The 23,643-nt window shown below is 31.8% G+C and carries 27 protein-coding genes and 1 tRNA gene; 19 read left to right on the top strand and 9 right to left on the bottom strand.

Annotated elements, in window-relative coordinates:
• Positions 1-25 precede the first annotated feature (25 nt).
• Together GYM73_RS08470 and GYM73_RS08465 are read left to right on the top strand one after the other, a co-directional pair.
• Positions 26-667 (top strand): DUF47 domain-containing protein, encoded by a 642-nt coding sequence (locus tag GYM73_RS08470; RefSeq protein ID WP_105296771.1) that lies wholly within the window; start codon positions 26-28, stop codon positions 665-667.
• 9 nt (positions 668-676) lie between these two features.
• Positions 677-1,741: an inorganic phosphate transporter gene (locus GYM73_RS08465; RefSeq protein WP_160556941.1), complete on the top strand. Its 1,065-nt coding sequence runs from the start codon at positions 677-679 to the stop codon at positions 1,739-1,741.
• Between the two features lie 11 nt (positions 1,742-1,752).
• Here the strand turns inward: GYM73_RS08465 and GYM73_RS08460 are convergent, their stop codons facing one another.
• Positions 1,753-2,184: a nucleoside deaminase gene (locus tag GYM73_RS08460; protein ID WP_220233566.1), complete on the bottom strand. Its 432-nt coding sequence runs from the start codon at positions 2,182-2,184 to the stop codon at positions 1,753-1,755.
• A gap of 21 nt (positions 2,185-2,205) precedes the next feature.
• Positions 2,206-3,111 (bottom strand): ion transporter, encoded by a 906-nt coding sequence (locus GYM73_RS08455; RefSeq protein WP_255570961.1) that lies wholly within the window; start codon positions 3,109-3,111, stop codon positions 2,206-2,208.
• A 228-nt stretch (positions 3,112-3,339) separates the two neighbouring features.
• Between GYM73_RS08455 and GYM73_RS08450 the strand changes: the two genes are divergently transcribed.
• From GYM73_RS08450 to GYM73_RS08425, 6 genes are all read left to right on the top strand, one after another.
• A complete protein-coding gene (locus tag GYM73_RS08450; protein WP_105296768.1) occupies positions 3,340-3,816 on the top strand; it encodes an Lrp/AsnC family transcriptional regulator in 477 nt (158 codons plus the stop codon).
• 5 nt (positions 3,817-3,821) lie between these two features.
• Positions 3,822-4,517, top strand: coding sequence for an NUDIX hydrolase (locus GYM73_RS08445; RefSeq protein WP_160564630.1), 696 nt, complete (start codon positions 3,822-3,824; stop codon positions 4,515-4,517).
• A 114-nt stretch (positions 4,518-4,631) separates the two neighbouring features.
• Positions 4,632-5,033 (top strand): hypothetical protein, encoded by a 402-nt coding sequence (locus GYM73_RS08440; RefSeq protein WP_160568918.1) that lies wholly within the window; start codon positions 4,632-4,634, stop codon positions 5,031-5,033.
• A 91-nt stretch (positions 5,034-5,124) separates the two neighbouring features.
• Positions 5,125-5,316: a hypothetical protein gene (locus tag GYM73_RS08435; protein WP_220233565.1), complete on the top strand. Its 192-nt coding sequence runs from the start codon at positions 5,125-5,127 to the stop codon at positions 5,314-5,316.
• A 273-nt stretch (positions 5,317-5,589) separates the two neighbouring features.
• A complete protein-coding gene (gene trmD, locus GYM73_RS08430) occupies positions 5,590-6,270 on the top strand; it encodes a tRNA (guanosine(37)-N1)-methyltransferase TrmD (RefSeq protein ID WP_160564626.1) in 681 nt (226 codons plus the stop codon).
• A 21-nt stretch (positions 6,271-6,291) separates the two neighbouring features.
• Positions 6,292-6,801 (top strand): DUF2480 family protein, encoded by a 510-nt coding sequence (locus GYM73_RS08425; protein WP_220233564.1) that lies wholly within the window; start codon positions 6,292-6,294, stop codon positions 6,799-6,801.
• A gap of 158 nt (positions 6,802-6,959) precedes the next feature.
• Here the strand turns inward: GYM73_RS08425 and GYM73_RS08420 are convergent, their stop codons facing one another.
• The 6 genes from GYM73_RS08420 to thrA all read right to left on the bottom strand — a co-directional run bounded on the left by GYM73_RS08420 (position 6,960) and on the right by thrA (position 14,421).
• A complete protein-coding gene (locus GYM73_RS08420; RefSeq protein ID WP_220233563.1) occupies positions 6,960-7,814 on the bottom strand; it encodes a prephenate dehydrogenase in 855 nt (284 codons plus the stop codon).
• A gap of 79 nt (positions 7,815-7,893) precedes the next feature.
• Positions 7,894-8,448 carry a ribosome recycling factor gene (gene frr, locus GYM73_RS08415; RefSeq protein ID WP_220233562.1) on the bottom strand — a complete coding sequence of 185 codons (555 nt, stop codon included), beginning with the start codon at positions 8,446-8,448 and terminating at the stop codon, positions 7,894-7,896.
• Positions 8,449-8,491: 43 nt separating this feature from the next.
• The gene (gene pyrH, locus GYM73_RS08410) at positions 8,492-9,199 is read right to left on the bottom strand and encodes a UMP kinase (protein WP_105296761.1); all 708 of its coding nucleotides are present in this window, start codon (positions 9,197-9,199) and stop codon (positions 8,492-8,494) included.
• A gap of 250 nt (positions 9,200-9,449) precedes the next feature.
• Positions 9,450-10,745 (bottom strand): threonine synthase, encoded by a 1,296-nt coding sequence (thrC, locus tag GYM73_RS08405; protein WP_220233561.1) that lies wholly within the window; start codon positions 10,743-10,745, stop codon positions 9,450-9,452.
• A 24-nt stretch (positions 10,746-10,769) separates the two neighbouring features.
• Positions 10,770-11,711 carry a homoserine kinase gene (locus GYM73_RS08400; protein ID WP_220233560.1) on the bottom strand — a complete coding sequence of 314 codons (942 nt, stop codon included), beginning with the start codon at positions 11,709-11,711 and terminating at the stop codon, positions 10,770-10,772.
• Between the two features lie 262 nt (positions 11,712-11,973).
• Positions 11,974-14,421, bottom strand: a complete 2,448-nt coding sequence (gene thrA / locus GYM73_RS08395) for a bifunctional aspartate kinase/homoserine dehydrogenase I (RefSeq protein WP_220233559.1) — start codon at positions 14,419-14,421, stop codon at positions 11,974-11,976.
• A gap of 326 nt (positions 14,422-14,747) precedes the next feature.
• On the opposite strand from thrA, the gene GYM73_RS08390 reads away from it, so the two are divergent.
• The 4 genes from GYM73_RS08390 to GYM73_RS08380 all read left to right on the top strand — a co-directional run bounded on the left by GYM73_RS08390 (position 14,748) and on the right by GYM73_RS08380 (position 16,979).
• Positions 14,748-15,077 carry a multidrug efflux SMR transporter gene (locus GYM73_RS08390; protein ID WP_220233558.1) on the top strand — a complete coding sequence of 110 codons (330 nt, stop codon included), beginning with the start codon at positions 14,748-14,750 and terminating at the stop codon, positions 15,075-15,077.
• 481 nt (positions 15,078-15,558) lie between these two features.
• Positions 15,559-15,690, top strand: a complete 132-nt coding sequence (locus GYM73_RS09975; protein WP_255448155.1) for a hypothetical protein — start codon at positions 15,559-15,561, stop codon at positions 15,688-15,690.
• 120 nt (positions 15,691-15,810) lie between these two features.
• On the top strand, positions 15,811-16,704 hold the full coding sequence (locus tag GYM73_RS08385; protein WP_220233557.1) for a type II CAAX prenyl endopeptidase Rce1 family protein: 894 nt from the start codon (positions 15,811-15,813) through the stop codon (positions 16,702-16,704).
• An 80-nt stretch (positions 16,705-16,784) separates the two neighbouring features.
• Positions 16,785-16,979: a lantibiotic dehydratase family protein gene (locus GYM73_RS08380; RefSeq protein ID WP_220233556.1), complete on the top strand. Its 195-nt coding sequence runs from the start codon at positions 16,785-16,787 to the stop codon at positions 16,977-16,979.
• Positions 16,980-17,265: 286 nt separating this feature from the next.
• Here GYM73_RS08380 and GYM73_RS08375 read toward each other — a convergent pair.
• A tRNA-Leu gene (locus GYM73_RS08375) sits at positions 17,266-17,347 on the bottom strand.
• 410 nt (positions 17,348-17,757) lie between these two features.
• Between GYM73_RS08375 and nuoE the strand changes: the two genes are divergently transcribed.
• From nuoE to GYM73_RS08340, 7 genes are all read left to right on the top strand, one after another.
• Positions 17,758-18,288 (top strand): NADH-quinone oxidoreductase subunit NuoE, encoded by a 531-nt coding sequence (nuoE, locus tag GYM73_RS08370; RefSeq protein ID WP_160568937.1) that lies wholly within the window; start codon positions 17,758-17,760, stop codon positions 18,286-18,288.
• A gap of 31 nt (positions 18,289-18,319) precedes the next feature.
• Entirely contained in the window at positions 18,320-19,651 is a 1,332-nt protein-coding gene (nuoF, locus tag GYM73_RS08365) for an NADH-quinone oxidoreductase subunit NuoF (protein WP_160556953.1), read from the top strand.
• Positions 19,638-20,468: a hypothetical protein gene (locus GYM73_RS08360; RefSeq protein WP_160541728.1), complete on the top strand. Its 831-nt coding sequence runs from the start codon at positions 19,638-19,640 to the stop codon at positions 20,466-20,468. Before nuoF ends, GYM73_RS08360 begins: the two co-directional genes overlap by 14 nt.
• Before the next feature lie 24 nt (positions 20,469-20,492).
• A complete protein-coding gene (locus GYM73_RS08355) occupies positions 20,493-21,485 on the top strand; it encodes a 2Fe-2S iron-sulfur cluster-binding protein (RefSeq protein ID WP_220233555.1) in 993 nt (330 codons plus the stop codon).
• 10 nt (positions 21,486-21,495) lie between these two features.
• Entirely contained in the window at positions 21,496-22,545 is a 1,050-nt protein-coding gene (nuoH, locus tag GYM73_RS08350) for an NADH-quinone oxidoreductase subunit NuoH (RefSeq protein WP_160541730.1), read from the top strand.
• 79 nt (positions 22,546-22,624) lie between these two features.
• Positions 22,625-23,122, top strand: coding sequence for an NADH-quinone oxidoreductase subunit I (locus GYM73_RS08345; protein ID WP_105296887.1), 498 nt, complete (start codon positions 22,625-22,627; stop codon positions 23,120-23,122).
• A gap of 5 nt (positions 23,123-23,127) precedes the next feature.
• Positions 23,128-23,622, top strand: coding sequence for an NADH-quinone oxidoreductase subunit J (locus GYM73_RS08340; RefSeq protein ID WP_105296750.1), 495 nt, complete (start codon positions 23,128-23,130; stop codon positions 23,620-23,622).
• Positions 23,623-23,643: the final 21 nt, after the last annotated feature.

The raw sequence follows: 23,643 nt of genomic DNA, 5'->3' as shown, positions 1-23,643 counted from the left end.
CATAAAGTAAACTAAAAAGCAAACTATGGGTATTAGTGCATTTTTTAGATTATTTCAACCAAAAGATAAGGTTTTCTATACTTTATTCGAACAAGTTGTTGATAATCTGGCTGCCATGTCCAAGGATATGGTAGAAGGAATGAAATCACAAGAAACTATAACAGAAGCATTTTATAAAAAAATGGAAGATTATGAACATGCTAATGATAAGTTGTCTCACCATATTTTTATAGAATTAGGTAAAAATTTCATTACCCCTTTTGATCGAGAAGATATACATCAGTTAACTTCTGCACTTGATGATATTGCTGATATCTTGTTCGCATCCTGTAAATACATATTACTGTACAAATCTCCGTATATTCCGGCATATTTTACATTTGCAAATCTGATACATGACTGTGTTTTAGAGTTGCAAAAAGCAATCTATAATCTAAGAAACTTTAAGAAACCCAAAGAGGTGTTGGCTTCATGTGTAGAAATCAATAGAATTGAAAATGTTGCCGATGACTTTTTTAGTAAAGAAATTGGAGATTTATTTGAAAGCAAAAGAGATGTATTAGATATTATAAAACTGAAAAATGTATTAGAATATTTAGAAGATGTCACAGACAAATGTGAAGATTCAGCAAATATTATAGAATCTATTTTAGTTAAATATTCATAACCTTTTTTCATGACTCTACTTATAACCATCGTCATATTAGCATTAATATTTGATTATATTAATGGTTTTCACGATTCGGCAAATTCAATAGCCACGATTGTATCGACAAAAGTATTAACGCCATTCCAGGCAGTATTGTGGGCAGCATTTTTTAATTTTGTTGCCTATTTTGTTTCCTTATATATCGTAGGAGAATTTAAAATAGGAAATACGATAGCAAAATCTGTTCATGAGAATTTTATTACTCTCGAAGTTATCTTTTCAGGACTGGTAGCTGCAATCATATGGAATTTATTTACCTGGTGGGCGGGTATTCCCTCCTCTTCATCCCATACATTAATAGGAGGATTTATAGGAGCGGCTGTTGCTCATGTTGGCGGTTTCAGTAAAGCAGGAGAAACAGTAGTCAATTATCCCGTAGTTATCCCAATTATTTTATTTATTTTCATAGCACCGATAATTGGAATGATCGTTTCATCCATCATTACACTCATAATCATGAATATTTGTAGAAATGCCAATCCTTACAAAGCAGATAAATGGTTTAAAAAATTACAATTAGTGTCTTCTGCAGCTTTTAGTATAGGTCATGGAGGTAATGATGCTCAAAAAGTAATGGGAATTATTGGTGCAGCCTTTATCTTCTATGAAGTGAATATTGCCCATTCTGCAGAATATGTTAATCTAACGACAGCCGAAAGATTTCAGCATTTTACAACCGATTATTGGTGGGTGCCCATAAGCAGTTTTATAGCAATTGCTTTAGGAACTATGTCAGGAGGATGGAAAATTATTAAAACAATGGGAACTCGTATTACGAAAGTAACTCCTTTAGAAGGGGTAACAGCAGAAATATCCGGTGCAATTACCTTATTCCTTAGTGAACATTGGGGAATTCCGGTAAGTACAACCCATACTATAACAGGTTCAATAATTGGAGTAGGATTAGTTAAAAGAGTATCTGCCGTACGCTGGGGAATTACCATTAAATTATTGTGGGCATGGGTTCTAACTATTCCGGTAAGTGCAGTATTAGCAATGATCGTTTATTCTATAGTTAAACTCTTTATGTAATACTAATAAGCCTATCTTTTAGACGAAAAAAAATTTTTTAACAATAAAGAACATTCATCTTTTAAAACTCCCGATACGTATTCCGTTTGAGGATGAAGAGATAAGCCTTTAGACTGAAAGCCTCTTTTTTCATCTGATGCCCCTACAACAACTCTGCTTATTTGAGACCAATATAAAGCTCCGGCGCACATAGTACAAGGCTCTAAGGTAACATACAAAGTACAATTAGTAAGATATTTTGCACCCAGTAAATTACTGGCAGCGGTAATAGCTTGCATTTCGGCATGAGCCGTAACATCAACTAATAGTTCAGTTAAATTATATGCTTTAGCTAAAATTTTGTTATTAATGACTATAATGGCACCCACCGGGACTTCATCCTTATACATAGCTTCTTTAGCTTGTTGTAAGGCTATCTTCATATAGTATTCATCGGTAAACATGATCAATTATAAAATTTTTAATCAGCTGTTTAAATCATTATTGTTAGTAGAAGAATTTAAAATATGACCGCAATGTTTACAGTATATAGCATCCGCTTCATTATTTATGGTATTACAAAAATTACACTTTTTACTGTTTAATTGATTTTTTTTATGTCTGGTATATTCAGCAGATAACAAACCTGCCGGAACGGAAATAATAGAATATCCTAAAATCATAATTCCCGATGCAATAATTTTCCCTAAGACCGTTACAGGAGCTACGTCTCCATAACCAACAGTTGTCAAAGTAACTACGGCCCAATACATCGATTGAGGAATACTGGAAAAACTTTCTCGATTTCTTCCTCCTTCAATTACATACATTAAAGATCCTAAGATTAACGTAGTAATTATGATGAAATATAAGAATACAAAAATTTTACGTTTACTTCGTCGCAATGAAATTAAAAGAGAATTACTTTCATCGATATAAGTACCCATTTTAAAAATCCTGAAGATTCGCAAAAGCCTTAGTATACGTATGATGGCTAAATAATGCGATTGTACGAAAAAAATACTTAAATAGGTTGGAATGATCGATAATAAATCAATAATTCCATAAAAGCTGGTCGAATATTTTTTTGCTTTTTTGGCACTGGATATTCTTAAAATATACTCTACGGTAAAAGAAATAGTAACCCACCAATCCAGTATATAAAGCCAAAATCCGATTTTTGAACTAATACCAGGAACACTTTCCAACATAATAATTAGAGTGCTTAAAGTGATGAAAAAGAGAAGAATGATGTCAAATATTTTACCTTTCACCGTATCAGACTCAAAAATAATGTCGTGAAGTTCAGCCTTCCAAATGGCAGTACCTTTTTTACATTCCGGTGTCTTACCTATAAAAAATAATTTTATTTCTTTTACAATTTTTTTCACAACTAAATTATTAATAGTAAAAAAATTATCTTATTATTAATTAATATGATAACAAAGATAAAAATAAAATTAATTATACTTAAAATGAATACCCTGAATTGTTCATTTAGTAGCGAATTTGTTTATATTTTAAAGAATTTATATAAAAACATGTATAGGTTGAAGATTAATTTTATATATTTGTAAAATAAAGATAAATTAAATTAACAAACAATAAAGTTTTTTACCATGAAAGAGAAATTTTATATAGATGAAACTGATAAGAAAATTTTACAATTTTTATCTATTAATACCAGAATGCCTTTTACCGAGATTGCAAAAAAAATGGATGTATCCGCAGGAACAATACACGTAAGAGTTAAAAAGATGGAAGATGTAGGAGTTATAAAAGGAACATGTTTAAATATTGATTATAATATTTTAGGTTATAGTTTTATAGCTTATGTTGGGATTTTATTAACCAAATCAAGCAAAACTCAAAGTGTATTAGAAAAATTAGCAGCAATACCAAACGTAACAACCGCTAATGTAATTTCAGGTAAATACAATATTTATTGTAAAATCAGCGCAAAAGATGCTGAAGATGCAAAAAATGTTATTTATAAAATAGATGATATTGATGACGTATTAAGAACAGAAAGTATGATTTCTTTAGAAGAAAGCATCAATGATCAAAACCGATTAATGGATGCTTTGTTTAAATAAAAATAATGCTTCCTGAAGAAAAAGAAATTTATTTTAAAGTAGCAATTTCTGTATCTTTGGTTTTATTTGGGTTTGATGGGGAAATGCTGCGTATTTTATTAAGTAATGATACAAAAAATGGACCTTTTAAAGGAGCTCCACGACTTCCCTCAGTTTATGTGAAAGCCCATGAGGGCATTGATTCAAATGTAGAAAAATTATTATTCTTACATACACAAAAAGACCACATATTTGTTGAACAACTAAAAGCTTTTGCAAAAGTTTTTAGAAATCCACTAGGAAGGGTAGTAAACATTGCTTACTACGCAACGGTAAAATTAGATGATGAACTATTGCAATACACTAAAGAAAGAGGTGAAGAATGGGTTGAATACTCAAAAATCCCGGACTTAGCATTTGATCATAATGAAATTATTGATTATGCAAAAGAACGGTTGAAACGCAGAGTTAAAAGAAGACCCATAGGTTTTTATCTATTACCGGAACATTTTACCATTTCGCAATTACAAAAGTTGTATGAAACCGCATTAAACCGAGAAATGGATAAAAGGAATTTTAGAAAAAAAATTGTTAATTCTCAATTAATTTTAGAAACAGGTTTAACGGATAATTCCTCTTCAAGAAAATCAGCAAAATTGTATAAATTTGATGAAGAAAAATATCAGAAACTTAGCTTAAAAGGATACGATTTTTTATTTTAAAATTATCAAAAATACTTCATAAATTAGATGAACAGGAGGAATATTATTCCTCCTGTATTTTTTATATACCATCATAAATGTTGTATATTTACTTAAGTTACTAAATAATACTATATGAGTAGTGATGAAGAAATTTTCGGAAAGCGCCCAAAAGAATATTTTGAAGTAAAAGAAAAAAAATCAATACCTTTTATTCTTTCATGTATTTACATGGGCTTTATGGGTTTTATACCTATCTTTCTCGGTATTCTTGGCTTTATGAAAATTTATTTTCCCGGTGCTCCCGCTTGGTTTTTTATTCTAAATATTATTTTAGGAATAGTAATGATTATCGGATCGATCAGTACCTATTATTTTAAAAAATGGGGAGTTTTTCTTTTCGGTTTGACCTTATTTGTAGATATTTTATTTCATTTATCGTTAGGATTTGAAGAGCTTGATGCAATTAACGGCTTATATTTATTTATAGGTTTTGCTTTAGTTCCCATAATACCTCGATGGAAATTTTTTAACTAAATGATACGATCATACAAAATATCGAAAAATTAAAATATCCCATAGGTACTTTTAAAATTCCTGAAAACATATCTAAAGAAGATATAACTTTATGGATTACTCAATTAAAATCTTTTCCGGAAAGATTAAAACAAGCAGTACTTCCACTATAAGACACGCAGTTAGATACGCCTTACAGATCGGGTGGATGGACTATAAGACAGCTAATGAGCAAGTAATCGGTTTATTTACATGGCATGGATATTATCATTTAGCCCATATAACAAATTCAATTAATTTTTAGCTATATAGTTCTAATACTTAGTAATCCTTTAAATTAATTATAATTGTAATATATAATTCTTTTCTATATATACAAAAATTCCAAATTATCTAAAGGTCATAACCGGCTAAATTTAAAATATGTAGATATTCTAATTAATAAAAAGGCCATAAAATACTAAGAATTTTTTCAATAACTAAACTAGAATAATAAAGACTTAGTAACATCGCCGGTTGATATAATTAATCATTAAACGTTACTTTTGTATTTCAATCATTGCCAAATAAAAAATGTATGAGAATAGATATTATAAGTGCGGTGCCAAAACTACTAAAAAGTCCTTTAGAAGAATCAATTATGAAAAGAGCGCAAGACAAAGGATTGGTACAACTATATTTCCACGATTTACGGGAATATGGACAGGGAAATTATAGGCAGATTGATGATACTCAATATGGAGGAGGTGCAGGAATGGTTTTAATGATTGAACCGATTGATAAATGTATTTCTCAACTATTATCCCAAAGATCATACGACGAAATTATCTATATGACTCCTGATGGAGATACTTTAAATCAGAAAACCTGCAATACACTTTCACTAAAAGAAAATATAATTATACTTTGTGGGCATTATAAAGGTGTAGATCAAAGAGTACGTGATTTATATATTACCCGTGAAATATCTATTGGTGATTATGTACTAAGCGGAGGAGAATTAGGAGCTTGTGTACTGGTTGATGCCATAGTTAGGTTGATACCAGGGGTTTTAAATGATGAAACATCTGCCTTATACGATTCATTTCAAGATAATTTACTTGCACCTCCGGTTTATACCCGTCCGGAAGAATACAAAAATTTGAAAGTTCCGGATATACTTTTGAGTGGTAATTTTGCAAAGATAGATGAATGGAGACAGGAAATGTCTTACAAACACACACAAGAGAGAAGACCCGATTTACTAAATGAAAATTAATACCACTATTAATTAAAAATTATGGATGAAATAATTAATAAAGTCGAAAAAAGCGGACTCATTACTCTGGATTTAGAAGATTTTTATCCTAAAGAACCCAGGATGCTATTTGATTTAAAAGACTATTTATATGAAGGTTTAGTTTTAAGAGAAAAAGAGTTTCGTGAAAATCTTTCAAAATTGGATTGGAAAATGTATGAAAATGCTTATGTAGCAGTAACTTGCACATCTGATGCAATTGTGCCTTCTTGGTCATATCTATTAATTGCTAATTATTTAACAGGAGTGGCAAAGTTAATATCATTCGGCACTATAGAGGATCTGGAAAGAGATATATTTACAGAAATTATAGATAAAATGGACGTGGATAATTATAATGATAAAAAAATTATTATTAAAGGCTGCTCACGCAAACCCGTTCCACAAAATGCTTATTTACAACTTATACAAAAACTTAAGCCTATAGCTTCTTCCTTAATGTTTGGAGAGGCTTGTAGTACAGTTCCTATTTTCAAAAAGAAAAAATTATAATTTAAAATTTAAAAATATTACTGACTGGAATAAAAAATTGTTAATACTTTTTAGTTATTTAACTGTTTCATTCACTAGTGTTTGCTGTGAAATTATTAACTTAATAAAAGTTTTTTGAAAAAATAAAATTTAGAAAACTGAAGCTAATAATTCAACGATTATTTTTTCTCTAACTTATTTTTTATTCGGTTAGCTTCTTTAATGAATTCATATAAATGTTCAGATTCTCCATTTTCCAAATAAGATTTAAATTCAGTCAACTTTTCCAAATAAGTAGTAAGAATAGGTAAAATATATTTGGAATTTTGTTCAAAAATAGGAAGCCACATATTAACGGAACTTTTAGCCAGTCGAACAGTAGAAGCAAACCCTCCGGATGCTAAATTGAATATGGCAGCATCATCTTTTTCTTTTTCAAGAACGGAAACGGCCAAAGCATAGGAAATAGCATGAGAAAGATGTGAAACATAACCCACATGTTCATCATGAGATTCCGCATCCATAAGAATAAGTCGCGATCCCAAATGATAATAAACTTGAGAAACCAGATGAACTGCTTTTTGATGTGATTCATTGGAATTACATAGGATGGCAGCCCGATCTTTAAATAACCCATGAAAGGCAGCAGATGGACCGCTATATTCCGTTCCTGCCATGGGATGAGAAGGGACGAATGATTTTCTGTTTGGATGATTTTTAACCTTTTCAATCAAAGAAGATTTAGTACTTCCCACATCCATAAGTACCGAATCGTCAGGGAGAATATCCAATAGATGAGGTAGAAGTTTAATGCTTACATCGACCGGAGTGGATAGAATGGTTAATTCGGAAGAACGTATTGCCTCGTCCATGGGCATAATTTCATCAACAATGGATAATTCCAAGGCTTCTTTTTCATGAAATTTAGACTTATCGGTCCCTATAACTTTTGAAGCAAATCCGCTTTTTTTAAGATCCAGAGCTATAGAACCTCCAATCAAACCTAATCCGATGACACTTATAGTTTTTGACATATAAAGATTCAAAGATAAAAAAAATCGGTTCTTAAAAAAAGAAACCGATTGGGTATTTTAAAAGTATGTTAAGAACGGCTTATACTGTCATGATCTCTTTCTCTTTAACGGAAAGATGTTCTTCTGCCAATTTAACATATTTATCAGTCAACGATTGTATTTGCTCTTCACCATTTTTCTTTTCATCTTCTGAAGCACTCTCTATCTTTTTTATATCGGCATTTGCTTCTTGTCTGGCTTTTCGAATGCCAACCTTAGAATTTTCGCATTCTGCTTTTGCTTGTTTTACTAAGTCTTTTCTTCTTTCTTCTGTTAACGGAGGAATATTAATAATAATATTTTCCCCGTTATTATTTGGAGTAAAGCCTAAATTGGATTGAAAAATAGCTTTTTCAATAGCGCCCAAAGTAGATTTTTCCCAAGGCTGTATGCTTAGAGTCATTCCATCGGGAACGGAAATATTGGCAACTTGAGATAAAGGAGTAGGAGTCCCATAATATTCCACTAAAATGTTTTGAAGCATGAGTGGGTTAGCCCGCCCAGCTCGTATTTTATTAAAAGCTGACTCTAAATGTTTTAGAGAGGATTCCATGCTTTCCTTAGTCGTATTTATAATTAAATTTATTTCTTCCATAATTTTCAGATAAGTTGCCTTGCAAATATAAACTATTAATTAATTAAATAGAAACTAAAGTTCCTACTTCTTTACCTTCAATAATTTTTCTTAAATTCCCTTCTTTGTTCATATCAAATACAATGATAGGAAGCGCATTTTCTTGACTTAACGTAAAAGCAGTCATATCCATAATTTTAAGTCCTTTTTTATAAACTTCATCAAAAGAAATACTGTTGAATTTTACTGCATTTTTATTTTTTTCCGGGTCTGTATCATAAATACCGTCTACTCGAGTCCCTTTTAAGATAACTTCTGCGTTAATTTCAATAGCTTTTAATGTAGCGGCTGTATCAGTAGTAAAATAAGGGTTTCCGGTTCCTGCACCAAAAATTACAACTCTTCCTTTTTCCAAATGCCTATCGGCTCTTCTCTTAATAAAAGGTTCAGCTATTTGATCCATTTTTATGGAAGTTTGCAATCGGGTATGTACTCCCATTGCCTCCAAAGAACTTTGTAAAGCCATTCCGTTAATAACCGTGGCAAGCATTCCCATATAGTCGCCTTGAACCCTGTCAATACCGGTAGCAACTCCCGCAACTCCCCTGAATATGTTTCCGCCTCCTATAACAATTGCTATTTCTACTCCCATTTCAGAAATTTCTTTTATCTGTTTAGAGTAACTTTGAAGAATTTCAGAGCTTATTCCATATTGTTGATTTCCCATTAAAGCTTCTCCACTTAACTTTAAAAGTATTCTTTTATATTTCATGATTAACTAGGGTATATTTATTATTTTTTGACAATGAATTCGAAAAGGATAGTAATGCTATATACTTAAATAGAAGAGTTAAAAAAAAGTAAATAGATACAGAAAGTACTATAAATAGTAATAAAATCATTTATGTTAAATTTCTGTATGCAAATATAATAAGGAATTTTTTAAAAAATGTAACTGCTTTTTATTTTTCCCTTAATGTGCTGTTCTCACTTCCATTTAAGAATTCAACATATTTTACGATTTATGAATTCATTAAAAATGTTTTCAAATCGGAAAAATTATTTTCAAGAGGCGTAGCCAAACTTATTTTATGATCCAACTCTTTTACTTGTTCAGGTATAATAATTTTATTTTTTAAGTTTTCAGGATATACATCCATAAATTTACAAGGATGAGCAGTAGATAAAAATATGGTGAAATCTTGTGGATGATTATACTTCTTTGCAGCTAGATAAGCAACTGCAGTATGAGGACAAGCGATATAGTTGTATTTTTCATATAATTCGTTAATACCGTTCATCGTTTCTGAATCGGTAAATGAATAAGCAGATATAAGATTACGCAAGGAATCTAAGCTTTCATTAAATAAATCGGTAATTCGTACCCAATTACTTGGATTTCCTACATCCATGGCATTAGATAAAGTTTGTATGGATGGTTTAGGCTCATAAGTACCTTTTTGTAAATAAACGGGAACAGTATCATTTACATTAGTTGCAGCAACAAAGTGTTTTACGGGAAGACCTGATTTATAGGCTAGTAACCCGGCACCAATATTACCAAAATTTCCACTGGGAACTACAAAAACTATATCTTTCTTATTCTTTTTGATTGCTTGAGCATAAGCATAAAGGTAATAGAATGTTTGCGGCAATAACCTTGAAATATTGATGGAATTAGCAGAAGTTAATCGTAATTTTGAATTAAGTTCAGCATCATTAAAAGCCATTTTAACTAAAGCCTGACAGTCATCAAAAGTTGCATTTACTTCCAAGGCTCTAATGTTTTGACCGTTTGTAGTCAATTGTTTTCTTTGTATTTCACTGATTTTACCTTTCGGGTATAAAATAGTTACCCGAGTACCTTCAACCCCTAAAAAACCTAAAGCGACAGCACCTCCTGTATCTCCTGAAGTAGCCACCAGAATATCCAACGTTTTATCGTTTTTATCGGATAAATAAGCCATAAGTCGACTCATAAAACGAGCTCCAAAGTCTTTAAATGCTAACGAAGGACCGTGAAATAATTCCAATACAGCCAAATTTTCTTCTAGTAATACCAATGGGGCATCAAAACTAATCGTTTCCTTTATAATTTTTTTCAAGTCTTTTTTAGGGATATCTTCTCCAATAAAAGAATGGGCAATTTCTAAAGCCATTTCAGGAAAAGAATAATCCGTAATATTCTGAATAAAAGTTTCCGATAATTTTGGGATATGCCAAGGCATATACAATCCTTTATCAGAAGGAAAGCTGGTAAATACGGCTTCTTTAAAAGAAACGGAAAGATTTTTATTATTTGTGCTGTATAGTTTCATGATAGAGTAGATTATATGGCTGAATTATGAAAGTACAGTTGCTCCTTTACCATTTATAGGAGAGGAATAACCATTACTTTCTATTTCGTGATTTTTAAGATGTTCTTTAAGTTTTGCAGTAATTGTTTTTGCTGTTTCAATTCCTTTGGTAAAAGCAACTACTGAAGGTCCGGAACCTGAAATACCGAAACCTAAGGCCCCGCATTCCATAGCAATTCTTCTCATGGCTTCAAATTCGGGTATAAGAATGGAACGGGTAGGTTCAATTAATTGGTCTTGTAAACTTCTGGACAGCAAGTTGTAATCCTCTGTAAATAAGCCTGTTATCAATCCGGCAATATTTCCCCATTGAGAAACGGCGTCTTTTAGTTCAACTTTATTCTTTAAAATTTGTCTGGCTGCGCGAGTCTGAACCTCTACATGAGGAAAAATAATGGAACAACAAAGTTCCGTAGGCACGGGAAGGTTAATTACTTCTAACGGTTGATAGCTTCTAATTAATGTTATCCCACCCATTAATGAAGGGGCAACATTATCGGCATGGCCATGCCCGCAGGCCAGTTCTTCACCTTTTAAGGCAAAAGGCAACAGTTCTTTTTTAGATAATGGTTCGCCTAAAAGCTGGTTAATAGCAAACAGACCCGCTATTGTACTTGCTGCACTAGAGCCCAGACCGCTACCGATAGGCATTTTTTTATGAAGTTCAATTTCAATTCCGTAATTTTTTTTACCCAAAAAATCGAGAATCATTTTAACACATGCACTCACCGTATTCTTATCCGGATGGGTAGGTAAAAGCCCTTGATCTCCGGTTATCTTAGTAATTCTTATTCCGGGTTCATCCACGCGTTTTAAAAAAACTTCATCTCCCGGCTCATTCAACGCTAATCCTAAAATATCATATCCACAAATAAAATTAGCTGAAGTCGCCGGAGCAAATACATGCACACTATCTTTTTCTTTCATCGAAATTTGAAAACGTTCAATTTTTAGTGAGACAAATGTAAGCTAATTATATTTGATTTCAAAAGACTAACTTTTTTAAACAATAGGTGTATCAGGTTTATAATTCTACAAGAATTAATACTTTTCTTAAATATTTCGATGCGATTAAGTTGTACTTTTTTTTAAAAAATTTTATATGTCTTATTTTACAATAAGCCTATACCTAAATTAAAAAAATAGTTTTCAACCTAAAATCTAATAGATATCTAGATTTTATAAAACATTAATTAGCTCCAACATTAATAAGATCAGCAAAAACCCCCGCTGCAGTAACTTCAGCACCTGCTCCCGGTCCTTTTATTACCAATGGATTAAATTTATATCGCTCTGTTGTAAATGAGATAATATTATCACTTCCCGTTAAATTGTAAAAAGGATGAGAAGCATCCACGAATTCCAAATTTACGGAAGCCTTTCCATCTTCCAACTTTCCGATATATCTTAAGACTTTATTTTCATTTTCAGCCTTTTCTTTCAGCTCGTTGAAATAAGAATCAGATTTTTTTAATTCTTCATAAAAGTCTTCAATCGAGGGAGCTTTGAAACAGCTTTCAGGAAGGATAGCTCCTAACTCAACATCTTTTTCTTCAATTTGATATCCGGCATCACGTGCGAGAATCATCATTTTACGCATAAAATCTTTTCCGCTCAAATCCTCTCGAGGATTCGGCTCCGTATAGCCTAATTCATGGGCTTTTTTAACAACCTCATAAAAAGAAGTTTTGCCTCTAAAATTGTTGAATATATAAGAAATAGTACCGCTTAAAATAGCTTCAATTTTGATGATCCTGTCCCCGCTGGTCATTAAATCCTTTAAAGTTCGTATGATGGGTAATCCGGCTCCTACATTCGTTTCATAAAAGAAATCGACGCCTCTTCTTCTGGCAGTATCTTTTAAATCTTTATAATCTTTATATGAAGAAGAATTAGCTATTTTATTACAGGTAACCACCGAAACATTAGATTCGAAAAGTTCTTTGTAATACGTTCCGGTTATTGGACTTGCAGTATTATCAACAAAAATACAGTTGGAAAGATTTAACAACTTTATTTTTTGGATGAATTCATCCAAATTAGAGGTATCTCCCTTATTTATTCTTTCCTGCCATTGTGTAAGATCAATGCCTTCTTCGTCAATAATCATTTTTTTGGAATTAGCTATTCCGTTTATCTTTACTTCAATACCATTGTTTTCACGTAAAAAATCACTTTGTGCATCGATTTGTCGCAGCAAGGTTGCCCCGATATTTCCTGTTCCTACACTGAATACATGAAGTGTTTTGGTTAGTTGAGTGAAAAACGCATCATGAACAGCATTTAAAGCTTTCGATATATTTTTACGTTTTATTATTACCGAAATATTGTATTCGGATGATCCTTGTGCAATAGCATGTATGTTGATTCCATTACGTCCTAAAGCCTGGAAAAGCTTGCCCGATATCCCCGGGGTTTGTTTCATATTTTCGCCAACTATGGCTAATACACATAAATTTTCTTCAATGATTGGCGGATTTAATTTATTGGTTTCCAGTTCCAACTCAAATTCACTGTTGAAAAGCTGTTTTGCTTTATGAACATCCTTGGGCTCAATGGCAAATGTAATGCTGTGTTCGGAAGACGATTGGGTAATAAGGATTACATTAATATGTTCGCGTGCTAATAAAGAAAAAAGTTTGCCGCTGAAACCAATCTTGCCAATCATTCCGCTTCCTGTAATATTGATCAGGCTGATTTCATCTATGGAAGAAATACCCCGAATCGGGTATGCATTTTTATGAGTATGTTCTTCAATCCTTGTTCCTTTAAAAGAAGGATTAAAGGTGTTTTTCAATACAATAGGTATTTTTTTTCGAAAAGCCGGAATCATGGCTGGAGGATAGATAACTTTCGCTCCAAAATAAGATAATTCCATTGCTTCCGTATAGGAAAGTTCAGATAATGAAAAAGCTTTTTTTACGACACGAGGATCTGCGGTTAGCATACCGTCTACATCAGACCAAAGCTCAATTTCTTCTGCATCTAAGGCGGCAGCTATTATGGCTGCCGTATAATCACTGCCTCCTCTTCCTAATGTAGTAATTCGATTGTTTTCATTGGAGGCTATAAAACCTGTAAAAAACAGGATTTGATGTGAATGCTCTTTGTAAAATTCTTGCAATAAATGTTCTGTAACGGGAGTATGTACTCGGGCATTTCCAAAATTGCTGTCTGTTTTTATAAGGTTTGAAGTATCTACATAAATACTTTCTGAAAAATATTGTTTGGCTATTTGACTCAATAAAAAAGTGGAGCATTTTTCTCCATAACTTAAAATAAGATCTTTGCTTTGAAGACTGAGTTCCCTCAAGCTATAGACTCCTTGCAAAAGATCTTCGATCTCATTTATAAAAATCTTAATCTGAGTAAATGCAGGATTTTGATTTTTAACCGTAATCATTTCTTTAATAACCGTAAAATGTCTTTGTTCAATTTCAATAAGACCTTTTTTAAAATCCTTTCCTTCAGAGGCAATTTGTGCTAGTTCCGTTAAAATATTGGTAACTCCGCTCATGGCAGATGATACTACTATAAATTTTTCGCCTGAAGCATATTTGTTCTGCAGAATATTAAGTACATTTTGTATACTTTGACCGGAACCGACAGATGATCCTCCAAATTTTACTATTTTCATACGATTACTATCAATTGGTTACAATTTTAGTGAAATTTTATAGGATTAAAAAATATTACTTGAAAATGCATTTAAATATTTTTTATAGAATAAAAGTATATTCAGATAAGTTGTTAAAACTTTGAATTAAATATATGCATAATTTAAGATCAGTTATTTTTATGTAATGTTTGATAAAAAATTAATTATGATTTAACAGAAGTATTACAGCTCAAGATTGTTAATTATATATAAATACATTATATATAAAGATATAAACCATATTAAATAAAAAATAAGTTTTTATTTATTTTTGTGTGGAAAATAAAAGCTTATTAGAGAAAAATATGAATTGGATCTTGTTAATTATCGGCGGTTTGTTTGAAGTCGGATTTACCTTTAGTTTAGGCCAAGCAAAAAATTCTCAAGGAAATGCCGTATACTATTGGTATATCAGTTTTTTAATTTGTATGATTTCGAGCATGTTATTTTTGATTAAGGCTTCTCAAACCCTTCCGTTAGGTACAGCTTATGCAGTATGGACCGGTGTAGGAGCAGTGGGCACAGTATTGTTAGGAATATTTGTTTTTAAAGAACCGGCAACCTTTTGGAGAATATTTTTTATAATTACTCTGGTTAGCTCCATAGTAGGCCTTAAATTTGTATCTAATCACTAAAAGCAATTGATTAATTGTTTATTATAATTTACAAAAGAATTTATTTAAAATTTTTATACATAATTAAAAACGATTTAATCTACTAAATTTTATAAAACAAAAAAAGCAATTAACTTTCAATTAGTTAATTGCTATTTATTTTGATGCATATGAAGGGAGTTGAACCTTATAATTTATTTACATTAGATTATTATTAAATATATTTATATAAAATGTATAAATATAAATAGGTGTAAAATAATCTAATTAAATACAATATAATCGTGCAAATATCATTCATATTCTTGCTTTTGTATAAGCGCAATTATAAATCATAAAACCTTGGCTAATAGTTAATTTCTCTATTGAAGCAAATCTAAATTGGAAATAAGAGCAATAACACTTCGCTTAATTTATAAGAACGAAATAGACCTATTTTATTAATACAGGTTATATTTCACATAGAAAATTTTGGTTTAAAAGTGATGGTAAACAACATGATTTGCCTTATGATAAACTTGCAGGAGTAAAAAAAGAGAAAGATGATTTAGGTAAATTAGAAAACCATATTATTGAAATATTCAATCTAGATAATAATGATGATATTGAAATAAGTAAAGATTTGTTAAAGTAAAAAATAGATATTTTCATTAAGAGAAAACCAGAGAATGAAATTAGCCAATATGACATATCAGAGAAGTATTATAAATTAGGAAAATTAGTATATTTATATGAAAATTAAAACCTGTTATAAATGAAGAAAGTTCTTGCATTTATAAGTATATGTTATCTTATATCAGGTATAATAGGGGTAATTATCTGGAATATTCCTAAGTCACAAAGTACTGTTAATCCTATTCAGTTACTATTCACATTATTATTAATGATTACTCCTGCTTTAGTAGCATTTAAAATAGAAAAAAGGAAATTTTTGGTAACATCAGAAAAATTTCAATTAAATTTTAAAAATATTAATTGGAAACAAACTTATAAATATCTACTGATAACCAATTTGTTACTTCCAGTTTTAGTGATGTTTTATGGGTATTTATTTGGGAATGTATTAGAAATTGAACCCTTTGGAAAACTAATTACAAGTTATCGACAACTAAGTCCAGAAATTTTACAAAAAATACCATCTATATTAAAAATCGACTATTTATTATTCCTATTGGTTCCACTAATGTTCATCGCAAGTTTAATGTCCTCAATATCTATAAATGGTTTCATTGCTTTGGGGGAGGAAATTGGTTGGAGAGGCTTTTTAGAGAAAAATTTAAATTTTTCTTTTTTTAAAAAAAATATAATAATCGGGATCATTTGGGGAGTATGGCACACACCCATAATAATATCTGGACATAATTATCCTAACCACCCTTATTGGGGGATTCTTATGATGGTTATATTATGTATTGCTATGTCATTCTACTTTTCTTTTGCCTTAAAAAGAACACAAAGCCTATTTGTCATTGGCGCTTTACACGGAGGAATTAATGCTATTGAACAAACGTTAGCTTTTATACAGATTGATTATAATGATTTATTTGGGCCTATTGGATTATTAATGTTTTTTTCAGTATTAACAGTATTTTTAATAGATTATACTTTAAGTAAAAAAACAAATGAACCATTACATTTTATTTCATAAATTTATAATAAGAATATCCCTTTTAAATTTTTTTAAAAAAAATAAATGAAAATCCTGTAAATTGTTGAATAAAAAAAATTATGGAAGCTATCTTTTTAGCATCCCTAGAGCTTTATAAGATCATTGTTGAGGAACAGTTTATAAATAAATTTTCTCAAAACAGTATTTATACATTATTAAAATACCTATCAAGAATGATTACAAGTTGTACTCCTTTTGAAATATCTGTCGGAGTTAGTTTAGGTATATTTTCAAATGATAACAAATCATACTAAATAGGTTGAAGCTATTTAAAAATCAAGTTTAATTGAACATGAACGAACAATTTACAATTATTTAGGAAATAAATAAACAGCCTCTAAACAGGTAATTTTTCAAATATGATCTTTTTACATCCATAAGCGAATATTCTTATAAAGAGACGTTAAAATATATTGAATATGTTTACAAAGATGGTATTAGAAATCATTCTTAGTGTTATATAATCGTGCAATAATCTTGCAAATTCTATAAAATAAAAAAGCAACTAACCTTTATTCAGTTAATTGCTTCTTATTTTTGTACGGATGAAGGGAATCGAACCCCCACGCCTCACGGCACTAGATCCTAAGTCTAGCGTGTCTACCAGTTCCACCACATCCGCTTACTGGTTTTGGACTGCAAATATACATTTATTTTATAAAACGGAAAATAATATTTTAATTATTTTTTGAGATTTTAATTAATACATTGATTCAATATAATTTAAAAATCATACTATTTTATTAAGGACTATTCATTTAAACATACTAATAATGTGTGTGAATAATTTTCAATAGAGTAAGATAATGCGTTGTAAAACAAATCTTATAGGAAAAAAGGAGTGTATAAAAAGTAAATTTAACCCGAAATAAGGTAAGCAAAGGTTCTTATAAACAGTTTAATCTCTATAAAACAGTTATTTTGTGTTATTTATAATGATTCCAGATTGTTAAATATAGATTAAAAACAGTTACTTAAACTTTTCAAGTAAAATTCATTATTGTATATTTGCAACCTAACATTAAAATAAAAATGACTAAAAACGGTGTAAGCCCTGATAAAGAGATAGTTTTTAGCAGCGAATCCTTAAATAAAGTACATGAAATAATTGCAAGATATCCGGAAGGTAAGCAAAAATCTGCTTTAATTCCTGTGTTGCATTTGGCTCAAAAAGAATTTGGAGGATGGCTAGATGTCCCTGTTATGGATTATGTGGCTTCTTTATTAAATATTTCACCAATAGAAGTATATGAAGTAGCTACTTTTTATACAATGTTTAATATGCAACCTGTCGGAAAATATGTGTTGGAAGTATGTAGAACCGGTCCATGCATGTTAAATGGAAGCGATCAAATCATAGAACATATTAAAGAAAAATTGCAGATAAAAGAAGGAGAAACAACTGAAGATGGTATGTTTACTCTAAAACCGGCAGAATGCTTAGGCGCTTGCGGGTATGCCCCTATGATGCAAATTGGTAAATTTTATCATGAACATCTGACAAAAGAAAAAGTAGATGAAATCATTGACCTTTGCAGGGCGGGAAATATTGCAATTGATTAAACAATAAGTTAGAAGCATATATTATAATATAATGAGTAAAAAATTATTGCTTAAAAATATTGATGTAGAAGGAATAAAAACTTTTGAAGTTTTTAGAAAGCATGGAGGCTACACTGCAGCGGAAAAAGCCCTTAAAATGACTCCTGATGAAATTTTGGAAGAAGTTAAGACCAGTGGACTTAGAGGTCGTGGAGGTGCCGGGTTTCCTACAGGGTTGAAATGGAGCTTTTTGGCTAAGCCGGAAGGAGTGCCGCGCTATTTAGTGGTTAATGCAGATGAATCAGAGCCGGGAACTTTTAAAGACCGATATTTAATGGAATATATACCTCATCAATTAATAGAAGGTATACTTATTTCATCTTTTTGTTTAGGAGCCAACGTTTCCTATATATATATACGAGGAGAATATTCTTGGATTCCCGAGATCTTAGAACACGCAATACAAGAAGCAAAAGCCAATGGTTTTTTAGGTAAGAATATAAAGAATACAGGATATGATCTGGAAATTTATGTTCAACGCGGTGCAGGAGCTTATGTATGCGGAGAAGAAACCGCATTGTTGGAATCTTTAGAAGGAAAACGAGGTAACCCTAGATTGAAACCGCCTTTTCCGGCTGTTAAGGGGTTATATCAGTGCCCTACCGTAGTTAATAACGTAGAAACCATTGCAACTGTACCGGCTATTATTTCCATAACCGGAGCAGAATATGCTAAAATGGGAGTAGGAAGATCTACGGGAACTAAATTAATCTCCGCTTGTGGAAACCTGAATAAACCGGGAGTATACGAAGTTGATTTCAACTTAAGCATAGAAGAATTTATTTTCAGTGAAGAATATTGCGGAGGAATACCTAAAGGTAAAAAATTGAAAGCTTGTATACCGGGTGGATCATCAGTTCCTATTTTACCCGCTAAATTATTACTAAAGACAGCTAACGGCGAAACCCGTTTGATGAATTACGAAAGTATGGCAGATGGAGGGTTTATTACTGGAACAGCCTTAGGTTCAGGTGGATTTATAGTGTTAGATGAAGACCAGTGTATAGTAAGACATACGATGACTCTGGCGCGTTTTTATAATCATGAAAGTTGTGGACAATGTACACCTTGTCGCGAAGGGACCGGATGGATGTACAGAATACTAAAAAAAATAGAAGAAGGACGGGGAACATACGACGATATCGATTTGCTATGGAATATACAAAGTAAGATAGACGGTAATACGATATGTCCTTTAGGAGATGCAGCGTCCTGGCCGGTTGCAGCAGCTATTAGACATTTTAGAGATGAGTTCCAATGGCATATAAATAATCCAGAATGTTTAACAAAAAATTATGGTATAGCTGAATATGCAACTATTTAACAAAAGTAATTTATTGTTTTTATTAGCAATATTTACAATTGGTGCAGTGGATGCCCAAGAACAAGAAAAGAACAAAAGAAAAGCCCACAGAAAAGGTGAAGTATACGCCTACTGGGGTTGGAACCGAGCCTATTATGGAAGGTCATCCGTCCATTTCACAGGTAATGATTATAATTTTACCCTACATGGAGTAAAAGGTGATGATAAGCCGATTGGCTGGAACTTTCACGATTTTTTAGACCCAACCAGAGTAACGATCCCTCAAGTAAATTATAGAATCGGTTATTTCTTCAAAGATAATTGGGCGGTTTCTTTAGGTATGGATCATATGAAATATGTAGTTAGACCTGGGCAATGGGTTAAATCAACAGGAACAATTAACACTCCCGGATATGAGGATGCAATCGTTGACGGAGAATACATTTATTTAACTGATGATTTTTTACATTTAGAACATACTGACGGTCTAAATTACTTGAATGCAGAAATAGAATATTATCATAATTTCATAAGTTCCGGCTTTTTTAAATTTAATAGTATAGCAGGAGGAGGTTTAGGATTGCTAATCCCAAAAACCAATGCAACTATAATGAATAATGAAAGACATGATAAATTTCATTTAGCAGGATGGGGGTTAGATGCAAAAGTGGGAGCAGAATTGCTGTTCTGGGATCTTTTTTTCCTTAGAACGGAATTAAAAGAAGGAGTTATATCCATGCCGGATATTAGAACAACATCCAGCAGTTCAGATAAAGCTTCTCAAAATATTTTGTATCTCCAATGGAATTACACATTCGGATTCAGTTGGCATTTTTAATGCACCAAGATATATTAAAATCTAATGAACGAAGAACCAAATAAAATAAAAGTAACAATAGATGGAATTACTGTAGAAGTAAATCCAGGGATTCCAATTGTAGAAGCAGCACGACAAATAGGAGGAGCCTCTGTTCCGCCTACTATGTGCTATTATAGTAAATTGGAAGCAAGTGGGGGACGTTGCCGCACTTGTTTGGTGGAAGTGACTAAAGGATCAGAAAAAGATCCACGTCCTATGCCTAAGTTAGTACCGGCTTGTCGTACCAATGTAATGGATGGTATGGAAGTTAAAGTTATTACCTCTGAAAGAGTAATACAAGCCGTACAAGGAGTTACAGAATTTTTATTAATTAACCATCCTTTAGATTGTCCTATATGCGACCAGGCAGGAGAATGTAAACTTCAGGATTTGGCTTATGAGCATGGGTTGGATAAAACCCGTTCTGAATTCCCAAGAAGAACTTTTCAATCCGATGATTTAGGACCGTACATAAAATTAAACATGAACCGATGTATTCTTTGTGCAAGATGTGTATTAGTTGCCAATCAACTTACCGACCAAAGAAATCAAGGGATACTATTCAGAGGAGATCATGCGGAAATAAGTACCTACATAAGCAAAGCTATTGAAAATGATTTTTCAGGAAACATGATCGATGTTTGTCCGGTGGGAGCTTTAACAGATAGAACCGCTCGATTTAAAAGTAGAGTTTGGTTTACTGAACCGGTAAATGCAACTTGTACTTGTGAAAAATGTAGCGGTAAAGCAGTATTATGGATGAAAGGAGATACCATTATACGGGTAACAGCGCGAAAAGATGCATACAATGAAGTAGAAGAATTTATATGCAATGATTGTCGATTTGAAAGAAAAGACCTGAATTATTGGAATATAGAAGGTCCTGCCCATATCAGCGATCATTCTGTAATTTCGGTAAATCATTACGAATTACCATTACCTAAAAATGATCCGCATTATAAAATCGAAAAATTTAAAGCTAAAACATTAGAATAATATATATAATATGTGGTTTACAGTAGTATTGGTAGTTATTTTATTTGCGTTGTGTTTAGGAGCTGCAGCTTATGAAACCTTAATGGAGCGAAAAGTAGCAGCCTTTTTACAAGATAGAATAGGACCCAATAGAGCAGGAATATTTGGTTTAATGCAACCTTTATGCGACGGAGGAAAACTTTTTTTCAAAGAAGATTTTGTTCCAAAAAATGCAGAAAAATGGTTGTTTATCATATCACCGGGAATTTTAATGCTAATAGCATTAAGTACAGGAGCAGTGATTCCTTGGGGAAAATCTTTGTTTATAGCAGGAGAATCTCATTTAGTTCAAGTAGCAAACATTGATGTAGGAGTTCTGTATATAATGGGTATCGTATCCATCGGAGTATACGGAATCATGCTGGGAGGTTGGGCTTCCAATAATAAGTATTCATTGTTAGGGGCAATAAGAGCTTCTTCACAAATGATCTCTTACGAGTTGGCTATGGGATTATCCCTTCTATCCATCATTATGATGACAGGAACATTGGATTTAAGAGCCATGGTAGAGCAACAAGCTTCCAATTTATACGGATTATCATTTTTAAATGGTATGGCTTGGAATGTATTTTATCAACCCTTAGCCTTCGTATTGTTCGTTACCTGTTCGTTTGCAGAACTAAACAGAGCCCCTTTTGATTTGGCAGAGTGTGAATCCGAGCTGATCGGAGGTTATCATACAGAATACGGATCCATGAAATTCGGTACATTCCTTTTTGCAGAATATATAAACATGTTTATTAGTTCAGCTTTAATAAGCACTCTATTTTTTGGAGGTTACAGCTTTCCGTTTATGAATGAATTGGCCAAAAATGGAACACTTGGAGAAAATGCAATAGGAATTATTAGTATAGTAGCATTTTTAATAAAAATAGTCTTTTGTATATTCTGTTTTATGTGGGTAAGGTGGACATTACCTAGATTCAGATACGACCAATTAATGCGTTTAGGTTGGAGAGTCATGATACCTTTGTCCATTCTCAATTTATTAATAACTGCTACTATTGTAGTATTTGGCTAAAATAAAGAAAAAAGTAAAGAAAGAAATTAAATTTATGCAGAGGCTTACCAATAAATCTAAGATAATTTCAAATAAAGAAATGACCTTAAAAGAAAAGATATATCTTCCTGCAGTATTAGGAGGTATGAAAATCACTTTTAGTCATTTTTTCAAAAAACCGGTTACCACTTCATATCCAGAAAAGAAAAGAGAGTTTAGTCCTGTATACAGAGGCAGACATGTACTCAAAAGAGACGATGAAGGAAGAGAGCGTTGTACAGCTTGTGGATTATGTGCATTAGCCTGTCCGGCTGAAGCCATTACAATGGTTGCCGCTGAAAGAAAGCGAGGAGAGGAACACTTATATAGAGAGGAAAAATATGCAGAAAACTATGAAATAAATATGTTACGATGCATATTTTGCGGAATGTGTGAAGAAGCATGTCCTAAAGAAGCCATATTTCTTACTGACCGTTTAGTAATGCCGGAACATTTACGCAAAGAATTTATATACAAGAAAGATAAGCTTGTAGAAAGCATGGACAATAGAATAGACGTTTCACAAAGGCAAATAAAAAAATATACGGTAGAAAAATAAAGAATATGGAAGCAATTTTGTTTTATTTAATATCTGCTAGTGCAATTGTGAGCGCATTATTTGTTGTATTCAGTAAAAACCCTATGTACAGCATCATTTCATTGATCATAACCTTTTTTTCCATATCAGGTTTATATATAATGTTAAATGCTCAATTTTTAAGTGTAGTTCAAATTATAGTTTACTCCGGAGCCATTATGGTTTTATTCCTCTATGTGCTTATGATGTTGAATTTGAAAGAAAAAGATGAGCCTTTAAAAGGAAGTGCTTTTCGAATTTTAGCAACCATATGCGGAGGATTAGTATTCATTGGATTTATTGGAGCATTAAGAGGATATCAACAAATAGATTTTCCTACGAATCCAGACAGTCAAATAGGATTAACTAAAAATTTAGGACACTTATTATTTAGTCAATACGTATTACCCTTCGAATTAGCTGGGATTCTATTTTTAGGTGCATTAGTTGGTGCAGTTATGATAGGAAAAAGAGATTTATAAAAAAATATTTATTTTCTTGAA

Origin of the sequence: Apibacter sp. ESL0432 (assembly GCF_019469225.1) — a bacterium.
Classification (GTDB): Bacteria; Bacteroidota; Bacteroidia; order Flavobacteriales; family Weeksellaceae; genus Apibacter.
Note: the sequence above shows the minus strand (reverse complement) of the source record. Positions and strands in the feature narration are given on the sequence as shown.

What these genes read in the sequence shown, in the direction of transcription:
- GYM73_RS08385 (WP_220233557.1), top strand. Translation starts at nt 15,811, where the DNA reads ATGAAGAAAGTTCTTGCATTTATAAGTATATGTTATCTTATATCAGGT.
- GYM73_RS08440 (WP_160568918.1), top strand. Translation starts at nt 4,632, where the DNA reads ATGAGTAGTGATGAAGAAATTTTCGGAAAGCGCCCAAAAGAATATTTT.
- GYM73_RS08445 (WP_160564630.1), top strand. Translation starts at nt 3,822, where the DNA reads ATGCTTCCTGAAGAAAAAGAAATTTATTTTAAAGTAGCAATTTCTGTA.
- GYM73_RS08420 (WP_220233563.1), bottom strand. Translation starts at nt 7,814, where the DNA reads ATGTCAAAAACTATAAGTGTCATCGGATTAGGTTTGATTGGAGGTTCT.
- nuoF (WP_160556953.1), top strand. Translation starts at nt 18,320, where the DNA reads ATGAGTAAAAAATTATTGCTTAAAAATATTGATGTAGAAGGAATAAAA.
- GYM73_RS08390 (WP_220233558.1), top strand. Translation starts at nt 14,748, where the DNA reads ATGAATTGGATCTTGTTAATTATCGGCGGTTTGTTTGAAGTCGGATTT.
- GYM73_RS08460 (WP_220233566.1), bottom strand. Translation starts at nt 2,184, where the DNA reads ATGTTTACCGATGAATACTATATGAAGATAGCCTTACAACAAGCTAAA.
- frr (WP_220233562.1), bottom strand. Translation starts at nt 8,448, where the DNA reads ATGGAAGAAATAAATTTAATTATAAATACGACTAAGGAAAGCATGGAA.
- thrA (WP_220233559.1), bottom strand. Translation starts at nt 14,421, where the DNA reads ATGAAAATAGTAAAATTTGGAGGATCATCTGTCGGTTCCGGTCAAAGT.
- thrC (WP_220233561.1), bottom strand. Translation starts at nt 10,745, where the DNA reads ATGAAACTATACAGCACAAATAATAAAAATCTTTCCGTTTCTTTTAAA.
- GYM73_RS08435 (WP_220233565.1), top strand. Translation starts at nt 5,125, where the DNA reads ATGGATTACTCAATTAAAATCTTTTCCGGAAAGATTAAAACAAGCAGT.
- GYM73_RS08465 (WP_160556941.1), top strand. Translation starts at nt 677, where the DNA reads ATGACTCTACTTATAACCATCGTCATATTAGCATTAATATTTGATTAT.
- GYM73_RS08400 (WP_220233560.1), bottom strand. Translation starts at nt 11,711, where the DNA reads ATGAAAGAAAAAGATAGTGTGCATGTATTTGCTCCGGCGACTTCAGCT.
- GYM73_RS08380 (WP_220233556.1), top strand. Translation starts at nt 16,785, where the DNA reads ATGGAAGCTATCTTTTTAGCATCCCTAGAGCTTTATAAGATCATTGTT.
- GYM73_RS08355 (WP_220233555.1), top strand. Translation starts at nt 20,493, where the DNA reads ATGAACGAAGAACCAAATAAAATAAAAGTAACAATAGATGGAATTACT.
- nuoH (WP_160541730.1), top strand. Translation starts at nt 21,496, where the DNA reads ATGTGGTTTACAGTAGTATTGGTAGTTATTTTATTTGCGTTGTGTTTA.
- GYM73_RS08340 (WP_105296750.1), top strand. Translation starts at nt 23,128, where the DNA reads ATGGAAGCAATTTTGTTTTATTTAATATCTGCTAGTGCAATTGTGAGC.
- pyrH (WP_105296761.1), bottom strand. Translation starts at nt 9,199, where the DNA reads ATGAAATATAAAAGAATACTTTTAAAGTTAAGTGGAGAAGCTTTAATG.
- GYM73_RS08450 (WP_105296768.1), top strand. Translation starts at nt 3,340, where the DNA reads ATGAAAGAGAAATTTTATATAGATGAAACTGATAAGAAAATTTTACAA.
- GYM73_RS08425 (WP_220233564.1), top strand. Translation starts at nt 6,292, where the DNA reads ATGGATGAAATAATTAATAAAGTCGAAAAAAGCGGACTCATTACTCTG.
- GYM73_RS08345 (WP_105296887.1), top strand. Translation starts at nt 22,625, where the DNA reads ATGACCTTAAAAGAAAAGATATATCTTCCTGCAGTATTAGGAGGTATG.
- GYM73_RS08470 (WP_105296771.1), top strand. Translation starts at nt 26, where the DNA reads ATGGGTATTAGTGCATTTTTTAGATTATTTCAACCAAAAGATAAGGTT.
- nuoE (WP_160568937.1), top strand. Translation starts at nt 17,758, where the DNA reads ATGACTAAAAACGGTGTAAGCCCTGATAAAGAGATAGTTTTTAGCAGC.
- GYM73_RS08360 (WP_160541728.1), top strand. Translation starts at nt 19,638, where the DNA reads ATGCAACTATTTAACAAAAGTAATTTATTGTTTTTATTAGCAATATTT.
- trmD (WP_160564626.1), top strand. Translation starts at nt 5,590, where the DNA reads ATGAGAATAGATATTATAAGTGCGGTGCCAAAACTACTAAAAAGTCCT.